The organism is Streptomyces sp. NPDC048416 (genome assembly GCF_043200435.1).
Classification (GTDB): domain Bacteria; phylum Actinomycetota; class Actinomycetes; order Streptomycetales; family Streptomycetaceae; genus Streptomyces.
The window spans coordinates 49,955-64,257 of record NZ_JBICXU010000022.1 but is presented as its reverse complement, the minus strand read 5'-3'; the positions used below and the strand labels follow the sequence as shown (position 1 = coordinate 64,257).

Genomic DNA, 14,303 nt, shown 5'->3' with positions numbered 1-14,303 from the left:
TCACAGGGGCAGCTCGTGTAGAGCGACAGCCAGAAGTGCTGGGATGTGTCAGCCATCGCATGGTGCGGAGGCGGCTATGTCCAGGCGTGTCAGGGACACCTTCGTCGCGGTGAGTTGCACTCCCTTTGCCTTGACGCCATCGAGGGTGAGGTACGGAATGGGGAGGGGCGGGATCGCGCTCGTGGGGAGGGCGACGGGCAGGACGCCCAGGAGCCGTCCGCTCAGTACTGCGGCGTGAAAGTGGACGTCGCCGGTGAGCAGCGCCCGGGCTGCTTTGACACACACCCCTCCCGTGCCGTCGTCGATGAGCACGAGGGGGCGCCGGACGTCCATGGACGTGGCCGTACAGGAGGCGGGGGAGCCCGGGCGCAGCGGCAGGGGAAAGCAGAACAGGCCTCGGACGGTGAGGGAGTCGGCGTACAGGGTGACGCCGGTGTGCAGCCAGGGCCGGGGTGTGACGGCGGGGTCTGCCACTGCCGGGGCCGGCGGCGATGTGAAGGACAGGATGAGCTCGGCTCCCAGAAGGAGGGGCAACCACCGCATGGCCCCCTGTGCTTGCGCGGGGCTTCTCATGTTCGGGCGGTGGGTGAGGGAGCGGTCCGCCACGCCACGGCCAGTGCCCCACCCAGCAGGGCGAGCACCATGCCCGCCAGGAATCCGCCGAGATTGGCCAGGGGGTAGGACAGGACGCCGAGCGCGATCGCTGCCCATCCGCTGCGTGCGGCGCGGACGGGGACGAACCACATGTGTGCTGCGCACGCGGCCAGGCCCGTGGCCACCGCGATGGCGACGGCGCCGCTGGACCCCTGGACGGTGAGGTAGGCGGGCCGGCCCAGGGGGAAGGCGGCAACTTCCAGGGCGGAGACGAGCACGATCAGCGCGGCGGCGGCGGGCCTGCGCCGCAGGAGCTGTGTCAGAAGCACGGGTGGTCGCCTTCCTGCACGGCCATGTGCGCGCCGCGCAGGTCGAAGGACCCGGCGGTGACGGACCATGAGGTGAGCTGCATCTGGTCGATGTCCAGGGTCTGGGCCTGTTGTCCATAGGCGCCGGACGTGCCGTGCACGCCGGGCACGGCGTCCAACGTCGCTGCATCACGGCCCAGTTGGGCGTGGCCGAAGCGCAGGTCGCCGTCGAGGTGGTCGAGATCGAGCACCAGGTTGCGGGCGGTCACGGGTTCGTCGTCGTCCGACCTGATGGTGAGTGTGATGGCCCCGAGTGGGGTGTGCACCACGGACGACTGGCACAGCCGGGTGATGCGGGCACTGTTGATACCGGCGATGGCCACGGGGCGCGGCGAGCCGGTGGAGTCCTGGGCGAATGCGGCGAACTGCACGGCGCCCACGCCGTGCAGGCGTTCCGCGGACACCTGGAATGACCTGCCTGCGACGGCGAACGACACGGGCAGGGCGACCGCCGTGGTCGTGCCGACCACGGCCACGCCCAGGACGGCGGCGATGGTCGCGACGAGGGCGAAGCGCCGCCAGTCCGTTCCCCGTGGGGGGTCGGTGGGGGGCGCCGCGCAGGGCCCGTCCCCACCTGGTGCTGGTCTCCCGTCGGCTGCGATGGGTCCCGCTGTCGGGCGGTCGAAGAAGGGGAAGCGCATGATGTGTCCTTTCCGCTGTCCTGGTCGGGGGTCGGCCACGACGGTGTGTCAGGGCAGCAGGCCCGCATGTGGTGGCTGGTTGAGGTGGATGCGACGGCCGGCCAGGCCGGCGAACTGGGGGGCCAGCTGGGAGATCGGCGCACGGGTGAAGACACCCAGGTGGTGTCCCGTGTGCTGGGCGTGGTCAAGGACTTCGGACCAGTGGGTGAACCGCGTCACGAGAGCGACCGGCCCCACCGGAATCTCCGGGCGCTGATCGCTCAGGGCGCCAGGGTCCAGCAGCAGGAGTGGCCCCGGGGCTGGCGGGGCCCCTCCTGGCCGGTACGTGGGAGGGCTCCAGTCCGTGAGTGGGCGGGCGCCGGCGGACATGCGGCTGTGGGCCCACGCCACCAGGCGGGTCAGGTGAAGCTCGTCCGGCAGCGCCGTCGTGCCGGTGAACGTCCGGGCCTCGCGGACGAAGGCGTCCAGGAAGTCCTCGGTCCGGCGGGCGTGGACGGCGACGAGCGGCGTGGCGGCGCAGCTGCGGCCGGCGCGCGCGAAGCATGCCCGTACCGCAGCCCGCGCGGCCGCGCGGGCACTGCCGTCGTGACGCAGGATGAGCAGACAGGGCGGCCGGGGGCGCGCCACTGGCCCGGTCGCGCCCGGAGGACAGCACAGAGGAGCGAGAGCGTCGGCGTGTTCGGCCAGGACGGCGCGCAGGCCGGAGCCGGACATCCCGGCGGCTTCCCCTCGCACCGCCACCTGCCACACCCCTGCGGGCAGGCCCACTTCACGGGCCAGAGCGGCTGCCGCCAGAGCCACGGGCGCGCTGCGGGCGCTCACATCGGTGACCACTGCCGCACCTGCGAGGAGCGCGGGCAGTGCGCCCTCGAACATGGCGGCCAGCGGGCGGGAGTCGTCGCAGTAGGAGACGGTGACGGCTGGAGCGATGTCTGCGGCCTGATAGGGCGCGGGAGCGAAAGGGGGACGCTGCCACCACCGCACGGCGGTCCGTGGGCTCGACGTACTGAGGCGCAGTACTCGCTCGGCGTCCCGGCATTCCTCGACCGTGTCCTTGATGCCGAAGCCCGCACTGTGGCGCAGCACCGCCATGAACGCGGCCCGCCCGGCGGCGACTTCCCTGCGTAGCCGGATGACCGTCGCGCGCCTGCCTGCCTGCCCGGTCGCCAGCCACGCGCCCTGCGCCTCACGCCCTCGGTCGACGGCTTGGCGGGCATCGGCCGCCGTGCACAGCGTGAGCGGCGGCAGTGGACGTCCCGACAGGAGGCTGTGCACGGTGGCCTGCGCGTGGGATGCGGGTGGGAGGGTTCCCGCTGCGAGTGCGCGGGCCATCGTGGCGCCGAGCAACTCCTCGTAGGTGTACGGAAGCGAATGCATGAGGGCGCTCCAGGGCGCTGATTGCTCGATGTCCGGATCAGGAGCGGGGGCCCGGGGCGGCGGGCATGGCCGCGGAGGCTGCCCGGCCGATGGGCGGGGTGGGAGGCACGCCGCGTAGGCCCGGGCCGTGGACGGAGGGGAGAAGGATGCGGCGGCTGTGAGCTGCCAGCAGCCCGCCCGGTCGCAGCAGGACGGCAGCGGACGCGGCCCACAGGAGCCCCCCGAGCGGGACGCCGAGTCCCCTGATCGCCAGGTGGGCCCCGATAGCCAGGGCCAGGCAGGGCCCCAGGACGACGAGGAGTATCTGGCTGACGGCCCGAAGGCCGGGCAGGCGGCGGCGGGGTGCCGAGGGCGCGAGGCGGGCACGGACGCCCCGCGTATGGGCCCGGGCGTTCAGCAGGAGCAGCGCCGGCATGAGAACGAGCCCCATGACCAGGAGCGTGAGGGCAACGGGGGAGCGCAGCCAGGTGGTGATCTCCTGCCATGAGGGAAGAAGCGCGCGGGGGAAGTCCGCTTGCGGTTTCGGCGCCAGGAGCCGGTGGAGCCCGGTCCCGTCCCAGCCATGGATGAGCACGAAGAACATGCCGATGTACGCCAGGACGAGTTGAAGGGCCGCCGCCCAGGTCCTGCCTCCCACCAGCAGCCGGTGCGCGCACTGATGGCCGAGCGCGGCACACACGGTGACACCGGCACTGAACAGACCGAGCCCCCACGGCGGAAGTGCCCCGACCGCATACATGGTCTCCCAGCCGGGGAAGCGGACCGCGAGGCACATGCCCATGGGGACGAACAGCGACCCCATGAACAGCAGGGTGGCTACCAACTGGCGCTCCCGCACCGCCCGTTGCCTTCGGACGTCCCCGGTCGCCGCCTGCACTTCCTCGGCCGTCGACAGGGCGTAACCCGCCCCGATGGCGTAGGCCCAGAAGGCGTCTACTTCGACCATGTGGGCAGGTCCCTTCCCGCGGAAGACGGCTGAGGTGACGCGGCCCGGCCGAGCGGAGCTGTGACGACGGGAGCGGGGAGCTGCGGCTGCGAGGTGGCCTCCTGCGGGAGCCGCAAGTCTGCCCCGGGCGGTGGGCAGGCGCTGCACCAGGTGGGCAACCGCACGCCACAGAACCGCAGTTGGGCCAGTCGTGCCTGGTATGCGGCGCCGTCGAGAAACGCTTGCGCGAGCTCGGGGGCGCGGCGGTTGCGCGGGTTCTGCCAGGCGGAACCGTGCACCCAGGCGTTGAACGCGCCCATCGCGGGGCCGCACCAGATCTGGTAGTCGCCGACGCGGGTGGGCTCGCCGTCGGTCGCCCAACGGGAGGACAGGCCCAGGTACCAGCGAAAAAGCAGAGCCATGCGCACCTTGGGTTCGCGGGCGGCGCGCTCTGCCTCCTGGGGCCGCTGCCGGCTCAGATACGCGGCCACGTCGGCCCAGACTTCCGTGACCGGGCGTCCCAGCACCTGTTCCTCCAGCCGCAGACGGTCCGGCGGTGAGAGGTCGTCGAGACCGTTGTGCGTGCGATAGAGGCGGTAGAGCCAGGCCGCCCTGCCCGCGAACAGGCTGCCGCGGCGCAGTACTTGGACGTCCACGCCCATCTCGAACATGTCGGCTGCCGGAGCCATCGCGCAGTCCGCGATGTCCGCCGCCGCCAGCGCCTCCTTCACCTGCGGTGATGTCCCCGCCTCGACGCAGGACTGGTTGACGGAACCGGTCACGACGTAATCCGCTCCCAGCGAGAAGGCGGCGAACGCGGCGTGCGGGGTGCCGATGCCGCCCGCCGCACCGATCCCCACGTCGCCGCCCAGACCTCCCTCGTGGCGCTCCCGGTCGCGCAGCGCCAGAAGGAGGGGGAGCTGGGTCACCAGGGGGCGCCGGTCGGTGTGCCCGGCGGAGTCGGCCTCCACGGTGATGTCGTCGGCCAGCGGTACCCGCCGGGCCAGCTCGGCCTGGCCCGGGGTGAGACGTCCGTCGCGGACGAGTTCTGCCAGGAGCTCGCCGGGCGCCGGGCGCAGGAAGAAGGCCGCCGTGGCGGCCCGGGAGACCTTGGCGATGACACGGTGCCTGATCTGGACAGCGCCGTCCGGCCCGGGGTGCAGTCCAGCGGCACGGTAGCGGACCAGATCGGCGGTGGGCTGGATGAACGCGGATGCCTCGACGCACGGCATCTGGTGGTGCAGATACAGATCGACGCACCGGCGTTCGGCCGCGGGATCGGCCGGACTGTGGATCAGGTTGCACGCCCACGGCAGGTTCGGCAGTTCGCGCCGCAGCCGTCGCACGGCTTCGTCGACGCGGTCAGCGGGCAGCCCTGCCGCCCCGAAGGACGCCAGGTGGCCGCCGCGAGCCATGGCCGTGACCAGTTCCACGGAAGAGATGCCGCCGGCCATCGAGCCCGCCATGTACGGGAACCGCAGCCCGTGGCGGTCCAGGAAGGCGGGCGAACCCAGGTGCCGCACGCTGACAGGGGCCGCCACGGCCACCACCCGCGCGTCACGCCCGGGCCGCTCGTCGGTGACGCCTGTCCGCCCTTGGGAAGCCACCACGTAGCAGGGCCGTCCAAGGTCGGTCAGGACGGAGCGCACCCCCGCAGCGTCGAAGTGCACGCTCATGAGTCCCCCCGCGCCGAGCGGTCGCCGGGGACGCGCAGGGCGATGTCATGCACGGCGTAGATGCGCAGCCCGTCCCGCCATACGCTGCCTTCCGCCGTCACGGTCCAGCCGCCTCCTTCACGGACGACTTCGCGTACGTGCACCTCGGCCTGGATGCCTCGGTGGTGCGGCTGGATCTGGCCGCGATAGGTCCAGCGCAGTTCTGCCCCGAGCAGGGGCACCGGCTCAGGACGGGGGCCGGTGATGATCCCCGCGGAGCGCACACAGGCCCGGGTCATCTGCAAGAGCAGTTCGATGCCGCACGAGCCCGGCATGACCGGGTCGTGCAGGAAGTGCTGGTCGAAGAACCAGTCGTCGGGGTCGATGGGTTTGTCGCAGAGCAGATAGCCCCGTCCGTACCGTCCCCCGTGCTCGACGAACTCGGTGGTGGCGCGTGCCAGGAAGGCGAGCCGCCCCGAGGCGCCGGAATGTACGGCCGGCTCCAGGGGTCGCGTAACGGGCCGTGGTGTCTGGAGTTGAAGCCAGGGCGGCACGAGACGGCCCCCGTCCAACCCCTGCTGGTGCGCGAGGACCGGCTCGGTGAAGAAGCCGTGGACGGCCTCTCCCGTATAGAACGTCTCACCGCCCACGGCCAGTTCATATCCGTACCGTTGGAGGGACGCGCCCGGCAGCGGCGTATGGGCGAGCAAAGTCGTACGCTGGCGAATGGTGCGGCCGCGCAGGTCCACGGCTTGCAGCAGCCGGGAGCAGCCTTCGAGATTGCGTACGGTCAGGTCCTGGTCCGGGTACTCCATGCAGGCACCCAGGGAGGCTCCGACGAAAGCGGCGGCTTGCAGGGAAGTCTCCAGGAGGAACAGGTGCGGGGTACGTCCCCCGTTCTCGTCGATGTACCAGGGCGAGGCCGGCACGTCATACTCGGTGACATACGACGAGCCTGCGGGGTACTGGCCGGGCTCGGCAGGTGAGTCCACCAGGCGGTCCAGCATCAGCAGGTCGCCTCGGGGAAGCCGGGGCCGGACCAGGCGTGCCGAACAATTGCGGGCCGTGCCATGGGCGATGCGCAGGTCGCCCTCCGCAGCGTGAGCCATGTGCAGTTCGTTGGCGAAGCACTGTTGCCCGTCTTCAGTGCGGCGCTGAGCAACGCCGCTGTCACCCGGGCCGAGATCGCGTTCTGGCGGTTCCCGCAGAACGCAGCCCACGGAGTGCAGACGGGCGATCGTGGTGCGACCGTCGCCGAAGGACACGTCCGCCGTCACGTGGGGGCGCGGAACCAGACTGATCGAGACGATCTCAGCCTCCAGCGTGAGCGCACCTCGCAGGTCGGCGGCGTCCCGTACTTCGATGTGGACGGGCTCCTCGGTCCAGGGCGCCGGGCGAGGGCCGGGCAGGCACAAGTGCAGCCCCTGGTGCAGCGCGTGGACGTGGAGTGCCTGCCATGCGGCGAACAGCAGTGTCTGCCAGGTGACAGGCTCGCCCGTACCGCTGCGCAGCGTTGCTGTCACCCGGCCCTGGCGGTAGCGGCCGGTGCCGGTGCCGGTCAGGACGACGTCCTCCAGGAGAGCGAACGCGTCTGCGGTCCGGTCCGGGATCGTGGAGCTGTCACCGGGACCGAAGGGCGCGCCGAGAACGCCGACGAGGTCTCCGTTGCTCAGTCGGTCCAGTTCGGCTCGGCGCAGCCGATGGCGGGCAGCCTGGGCCAGGGCACGGAACTGGCGCGGCTGCGCGGGAAGTTGCCGTACGGGCCACGGCGTGGCGGACAGGGCGAGGGGCCCGCTCAGGCCGGACACCTCTGCGAGGGGCAGACCGTCGTGACAGACCTCCCAGACGTGGGTGTCTGGACGGCCCTGGGAAGGGACGGCGGTCACTCGGAGACCGCCGATGCTGGTGGGTTGCGCCGTCTGGCGCCACGTCAATGTGGCGCGCAGCGTGGAGAGGCGGCGCGGTTCGTTGTCGGCCGGGAGGGGAGGGGCGGCCAGGGGCGGGGCCGCCGCACAGGCACGCGTGGTGGCTTGCTGCACAAGGACGGGGAAGGCGCGGCGGGCAGGGGTCTGGGCTGTCGCATCCCGTGTCGCGTCTTGGGCAGGAGCCGGGGTCGCGGGCCCCGTGTGCGTCCTCGGGCCGGAGGTGTCGTCTGCCAGGAGCCATTCCTGAAGGGCACGGTGAGCTCGTAGCGCGGCCCTGTGGGCGGTGCGGACGGCGGCGGCGATTTCCTCCGTCGGACCTGCGGTGGGCGCGGGAGTCCGAGTGGGTTCCGGCGATGAGGCGGGCGCCCCAGGCTGCTCCTTGGGGCTTTCGTCGGCTGCCTCCGGCCACCATGGGACGAGGGATGCGTCGAATGTCAGGTCGTTCATGCACTCGTGTCTGTTCGTTCCGGTGGGGCAGGACGGGAAGGTGCTGGGGGGCCGCATCACGCGCCGGCCATCCGCGGCGCCGGCCAGGCGGCCCGGCTGCCCAGCTCCGGCGCTGCCACGATGCCCTTGACGGCGTGCCAGCGTTGGAGTACCTGGCCTTGCGGGTCGCAGGCGGTGACGGTGCAGGTGAGCTCCAGGGGCTCCTGCTCCAGAAGTTCGACGACGATGACGAACGGTTCGTCGTCCGGCAGCGGCGCGAAGAGCTCGACCCGTGCCACGGCGACCGGCAGGCACCGGTGGCCGTAGACCCGACGCCCGAGCAGGGCCGCCGCCTGCAGGAGCAGGTCGGCCAGAGCGGGACTGTAGAGGGTGCCCGCATAGGCACCGTGAGCCAGCTGCGGGTCGGGCAGTTGGGCGGCAATCGTCAAACAGGTGTCGTTCTGCTCAAGGACCTGGCCCAGGCCCTGCAACAGGGGGCCGTGAAAGAGGAAGCCGTCGCGGTAGGCACCGTGTGTGCCGGATCCGGGCCGAGGGCCGGCCGGCAGACTCAGGCGGGGCGGGGCGGCTCCAGCTTGCGTGGTGCGGAACACGCCCTCGTAGCGCGGCAGTGGGGTGTTCACGCCGTCGTCGTGGAAGGCCAGGCGCAGCTCGTCCGTGGCGTCGCCCGCCGGCTGCGCGACCACGCGCGCGCGAGGTGGCTGCGAACCGTCCAGAACCATACCCTTGCGTACCTGGAAGTCGCGGACCTCGGTCACGGACCGGCCGTCCCGCAGCTGTTCGGTCACGTTGACACCCCACCCGACGGCCGCCGTCATCGGCAGTACGGGAAGGCCGTCAATGCTGTGGTCGGCCAGGACCGACTCCTGAGCCAGGCCGTCGAGGTCGCGCAGCAGCGTGATGCCCCGTGCGGGCAGCGCGGGCGCCCGGAAGATCGAGCGCAGCGGGCCCAGCACGCTCACCGTGCCGGCGCCTGCGCCGGCGGCGAGCTCTTCGCTGAAATACGCACATCCCTGCTCACGGGAGAGCAGCCCGACGCCGAGCTGGGTGAACAGGGCCTGGGCTTCGGCGGATGCCATGCCGCCCTGCCAGGGACCCCACGCCATGGCGCTGACCTCGCACGCGGGATGTGCCGCCTGCCAGGCACAGGCGAAACGGTTCAGAGCCTCGTTCGCCATCGCGTAGTCCGTCTGGCGGCCGTTGCCGTAGATGCCGGAGACGGAGGTGAAGACCACGAGATGACGCAGGTTCTCGGCGGGCAGGGCGGCCAGCACGTTCAGCAGACCAGTGATCTTGGTGCCCACCACGTGCGCGATGTCCCCGGGTGTTTTCCGGGAGAGTGGCTTGTCGGCGAGGACACCGGCGCCGTGGATGACGCCCGTGACGCGGGCGGCATGGGGAGCGAGCGCTGCCTCCACTGCCGCCGGGTCGGCCACGTCGGCCGTCACATAGGTCGCCTCCACTCCCTGCCCGTGCAGAGCAGCCAACGTGGCCCGGATCTCGGCCTGTTGGAGGACCGCGGATACCTCGGCGTCCAGCGCATCGCGCGCCTCGGGAGAATCGACGTCCCGCCCTGCGGCTGCGGCATGCTCACGGCAGGCCGCGGCGAGCGCGGCCGGATCGTCGTGGCCGGCAGCCCATGCGGGCACCTCCCGGAGGGCGGTGCGGCCCAGCAGGACGAAACCGCAGGACTGCTCGGCCGCCAGGGTGGCGCAGCACCAAGCGGTGATCCCTCGTGCCCCACCGGTGACCACCAGAAGGTCCGAGGCCGCCGGAGCGGCGACCGCAGGAATGACGGACCCGGAGGCCGCAGGCATCACGGACCCGGAGTTCGCAGGCGTCACGGACCCGGAGTTCGCGGGCGTCACGGTGAGGGCAGAGCGCTGGGTTCCGTCCCAGGCGACCTCCACCACCCGCACCGCGTCGGTCGTCTCCGTCATGAAACGTGCGGCCGCCGCCGAAGGGTCGAGCCCGGGGGCGATGTCCACGGCGCGGCAGAACAGTTCAGGCTCCTCGACCCCGAGGGCCTTGACCAGACCGCCCAGGCCACCGAGGAGGGCGACGGACTCGTCGCCGCCGCTGCCCTTCAGCCCCAGGGCACCGTCCAGCTGGGTCACCGCCATGAAAGCAGCCCGGTACCCGGCGCGGACCGTGTCCTTGAGGGCCGGGGTGACGTGCTTGGCGACCAGCACCGCATGACTCAATCGGGCAACCGCTTCGTCGATGCCCCTGACGGAAGCGTCGCGCCCTGCGGGCAGCACGCACAGGTCCAACCGCTCCGCGGTGGCCAGCGCCTCGGTGATCCGACGGCTCAGGGTGTCTTCCTGCCAGTCGCCGAGGACGCCTGGTCCCTCGGCCGCGGCGCCGGGCAGCGTCAGCCCCCGGACGTCCCATCCGTCCCCGGAAAGGGCCGCGGACACGGCCGCGGTCAGCGCGCTGCCGTCGTTCAGGACGAGGGCGGTGGGCTGTGGGCCGAAGGCGTCGGCCAGCGCGTCCGCCTCGGGCAGGGGGCGCAGGGTCAGATGCCCCCTGCCGACCGGAGCGGGGCGGTGCTCGCCCTCTGGCCCTGCGGTCGAAGGGGTGGCGATCTCGGTCAGCAGGAGGGCGAGTTCCCCTACGGTGCGCGCCTGGGCGAACCGGTAGATCTCCTCGCGCGGCAGGAAGGGATAGCGCCTCCACGCCTCCGAGGCGATCTCGACTTGTTTGAGCGAGTCAATGCCCAAGTCGGCCTGGATGTCCAGGTCGGGCGCGACCATCTCGACGGTGTAGCCGGTCTTCTCGGCCACCAGCTCGCGCAGGATCTGTTCGGCCTGTGCCACATCCACCGCCCATGCCGCAGGCTGTGGTAGCGCGTCCTGATGTGCTACCGGATGTGCGGCCGGGACACCCTTGTCGTCCGGCCTTGCCGTCGCGTCTTCCCCGTGCACGGCGGCACCACCGGGCGCCGTGGGGGGCTGGCTCGAAGGCAACTGGCGGGGGAGGGACACCACCGCGTGCGAAGGAGGTACGGGCCCGGATACGCCGGCCCCGGATACGCCGGTCCCGGATACGCCGGCTCCGGCTTCGCCGCGCGGCGGGCCGGCGTCCGCGGTCGCCGCCCCACCCTCCTGCGCTGTCACCGTCCTGGGGCCGTGCTGTTGCAGCCGAACGAGTTCGAGCATGACGTCCTGGGCGTGGATGTGCGCCCGGCTGAGTGCGAGGCTGTGCTCCTTGACGGCCTCGACCTGGGCGAGCAGCGCAGGGCGCGGTTCTCGTCCCGCCTCCCCGGCCACCAGATCGGTCAACCTGCGGGCTGTATGCAGCTGCCCCTCCAAATACTGTGCATGCAGGCCCAGTTGCTCGGTCGCGGCGTCCGGCCAAGGACCGGTTTCCGGCAATGGCGGCGGCTCTTGCTCGGCCGTCCGGGCGGAGGCGGGAGTGCACTGATACGTCCTGGAGAGGACGTCTTCGTAATGGGGGCGGCAGGCCTCCACCGCGAAGGACGGCCCTTCAAGAAGGCGCGCCACTGGAGAGGCGGTGGCGCGCGCCGGGGGAGGGGCGGCCTGGTAGCGGTTGATGTCATGGATGTCGAGGCCCAGCACCGCCAGGCGCAGTGCGGCGTGCATCAGCGTCGCCGCGCTGTCGGCTCCGACACCACCGTCCGTGGCCATCACCTCGACTGCCGGATCGTCCACGATGCGTGAGACGAGCCGGCTCAGGACCTGTCCCGGACCGAACTCGACGAACACTCGGAATCCGGCGGCGTACATGTCGCGTACCCGGCTCGCGAAGTCCACCGGCCGCAGCATCTGTTCGCTGAGCGTCTGTCGATTGGCCACGGGATCGGCTCCGTACGAGGCGCCCGGGGAGCCGGGAAACACCGGCCTTGCCGGAGGCAGAAGCTCCACCGCGGCCACGGCCTCGGCAAAAGCGTCGGCGGCCTCCTTGACCAGGGGTGTGTGAAAGGCCCCGGCGACCGACAGACGGTGGGTCGCCACGCGCCGGCCGCCGCAGTCGGCAACGAGCGCTTCCACGGCCGGGGTGGGACCACCCACGACGAGTTCGTCCGGCGCGTTGATGTTGCACACGGTCAACTCCGGGTGGAAGGACTCCAGTTCCTCCCAGACCTCGCGAGTCGCACGGATCGCGAGCATGGCCCCGCTGTCGAAGTCGTCCGCCTGACCGGCGGGCTCCATGGCCTGCCCACGCTTGCGCGTGAGAGCCAGGCAGTCGTCGTCGCTCAGGCTTCCGGCAGCCCACAGCGCGGTCAGTTCGCCACAGCTGTGACCCAGCAGACCATCGGGAGCGAGACCCAGCTCGACGAGGAAGCGGTACTGGCCCATGGCGAGGGCCCCGATGGCCGCCTGGGCGTAGGACGTGCGCCGCAGCTTGGCCGCGCTGACCCTCTGCTCATACTGTCCCAGAGCGGGGAAGACCACGTCGGCGAGCGTTTCGCCGTCCGACACCTGCGGGTCCCACAGGGCGTTGGCCAGATCGAAGGCCGCCCGGACCGGCGGAAAGGCGAGCAGCGCCTGCCTGCCCATGTCGACGTACTGGCTCCCCTGCCCCGCGAACAGAGCCGCCACCTTGGTATCGGGCGGCACAGCGGCGCGTCGGTACATCGCTCGACCGGGCAGCTCCCAACTGTTCGCGGCCGGGTCGTCCTCCAAGCGCAGGATCGCCTGTGCCACCAGCGATGCCCGTTCGGAGTCCCCCGCGGCCAGCACTCCCAGCCGGACGTGGCCGGCGGGGACGGGCCCGTCCGCCTCCGGCGCCGAGCCCGCGCGCAGCCGCTCCAGCAAACTCTCCACGTCCGGCGCATGCCACACATGAGCTGTGGGTGCGTGGTGCCACACCGGCGCCACGGGCTCGGAGGCCGAGTACTCCTCCAGAATCGCGTGGAAGTTGACCCCGCCGAACCCAAAGGCGGAGACACCCCCGCGGCGCACGGGGCGATGGGATTCACCGACCCAGGGCCGGGCCTGCCTGTTGACGTACAGGGCTTCCTGGTCGGCCGCGTCACTCACCGCATCGACGTTGATCGTCGGGGGCAGCACCTTGTGGTGCAGCGCGAGCGCGGTCTTGATGAGCCCAGCTGCTCCGGCCGCGGCCTTGGTGTGGCCGATCTGGGACTTGACGCTGCCGACGGCGGCTCGGTGGGCGGGCCCGGCAGGCTCCAAAAGTGTGCTCAGCGCGCCGAGCTCCACGGCGTCACCCACCGCGGTCCCGGTGCCATGTGCTTCGATGAGCTGCACACAGCCGACGGGGAGTTCGGCATCTTCGTAAGCCCGTCGCAGGGCGGCCAGTTGGCCCTGTCCGCTCGGGCCGTAGATGCTCGGTGTGCGCCCGTCGCTTGAGCTGCCGAGACCGCGCAGTACGGCATAGATCCGGTCTCCGTCGCGCTCGGCGTCGGCGAGCCGCTTCAGCGCCAGCATGCCGATTCCCTCCCCGATCAGCGTGCCGTCGGCCGACTTGTCGAAGGGCCGCACCGCACCGCTGGGGGAGAGGGCGGGCGTCTTGCTGAAACACATGAATGCCGTGAGGGAGTTGTCCGCGTCGCAGCCGCCGGTGATCATCAAGTCGGCCCGGTGCTCGACCAGTTCACTGACGGCCATGCGCAGGGCAGCCAGCGAGCTGGCGCACGCGGCATCGACCGTGCAGTTCGCCGCACCGAAGCCGAAGCGGTTGGCGATGCGGCCGGCCACCACATTGGCGAGCGTGCCGGGAAAACTGTCCTCGGTCCACTGGGGTGAGGCTGCCTTGAACCTGCGCACCATCTCCTCGGCGTCCTGCGGCGAAAGCCCGCAACTGAGGGCCACCTCTCGCACCACCGGCCCGTAAAGTCGCGACCCCAGCGGAAACATGGTGGTGTTCTGGCCGCACACGCCGAGGATCACGCCGGTACGAGACGAGTCGTACCAGTCCGCCTCAGGACACCGGGCGTCAGCGAGAACGTCCCGTGCCACCTGAAGGCTCAGCAGTTGCACGAGGCCGATGGAACCAAGGGTGGACGGCGGCATCGAGAACTCTACCGGGTCGAATACCGTCGGCGGCAGAAAACCTCCACGCCGAGCGTACGTCTTGTCCTCGGCGCCCATGGCCGGGTCATAGTGATCGCCGACCCTCCAGCTCTTCTCCGGCACCTCGGTGATGCAGTCGAGGCCGGTCACGACGTTGCGCCAGAACTCTCTGACATCTGCGGCCTGCGGAAACATGCCGGCGACACCTGTAATGGCGATGGGGCTTCGAGCAAGCCGAAAATCTTCTGCGTTCGTCATCGCGTTCCGTCCATGATCGCCAAAGCGAAAAAGCGTGATGTTCTAAAGTCCGAAGAACGCTTTCTGGGCGGTCTCCGGGCGATCCCTCACGATGTCATGGGGGAACTGTGTCCATTG

Annotated in this window: 8 protein-coding genes; all 8 read right to left on the bottom strand. The window is 71.1% G+C overall.

Going from position 1 to position 14,303, the window contains the following annotated elements:
• Positions 1 to 48: 48 nt before the first annotated feature.
• Complete coding sequence (locus ACGFW5_RS24775) at positions 49 to 543, bottom strand: hypothetical protein (RefSeq protein WP_393836482.1); 495 nt, start codon at positions 541 to 543, stop codon at positions 49 to 51.
• Between the two features lie 26 nt (positions 544 to 569).
• A complete protein-coding gene (locus ACGFW5_RS24770; protein WP_393836481.1) occupies positions 570 to 923 on the bottom strand; it encodes a DUF6114 domain-containing protein in 354 nt (117 codons plus the stop codon).
• Positions 914 to 1,603, bottom strand: a complete 690-nt coding sequence (locus ACGFW5_RS24765) for a DUF6230 family protein (protein ID WP_393836480.1) — start codon at positions 1,601 to 1,603, stop codon at positions 914 to 916. Before ACGFW5_RS24765 ends, ACGFW5_RS24770 begins: the two co-directional genes overlap by 10 nt.
• Before the next feature lie 48 nt (positions 1,604 to 1,651).
• A complete protein-coding gene (locus ACGFW5_RS24760) occupies positions 1,652 to 2,980 on the bottom strand; it encodes an aldehyde dehydrogenase family protein (protein WP_393836479.1) in 1,329 nt (442 codons plus the stop codon).
• A 37-nt stretch (positions 2,981 to 3,017) separates the two neighbouring features.
• The gene (locus tag ACGFW5_RS24755) at positions 3,018 to 3,926 is read right to left on the bottom strand and encodes a hypothetical protein (protein WP_393836478.1); all 909 of its coding nucleotides are present in this window, start codon (positions 3,924 to 3,926) and stop codon (positions 3,018 to 3,020) included.
• Positions 3,914 to 5,581 (bottom strand): PfaD family polyunsaturated fatty acid/polyketide biosynthesis protein, encoded by a 1,668-nt coding sequence (locus tag ACGFW5_RS24750; protein ID WP_393836477.1) that lies wholly within the window; start codon positions 5,579 to 5,581, stop codon positions 3,914 to 3,916. Before ACGFW5_RS24750 ends, ACGFW5_RS24755 begins: the two co-directional genes overlap by 13 nt.
• Complete coding sequence (locus ACGFW5_RS24745) at positions 5,578 to 7,446, bottom strand: 3-hydroxyacyl-ACP dehydratase (RefSeq protein ID WP_393836476.1); 1,869 nt, start codon at positions 7,444 to 7,446, stop codon at positions 5,578 to 5,580. The genes ACGFW5_RS24750 and ACGFW5_RS24745 overlap by 4 nt, the downstream gene beginning before the upstream one ends.
• Before the next feature lie 542 nt (positions 7,447 to 7,988).
• Entirely contained in the window at positions 7,989 to 14,186 is a 6,198-nt protein-coding gene (locus ACGFW5_RS24740; RefSeq protein ID WP_393836475.1) for an SDR family NAD(P)-dependent oxidoreductase, read from the bottom strand.
• Positions 14,187 to 14,303 lie beyond the last annotated feature (117 nt).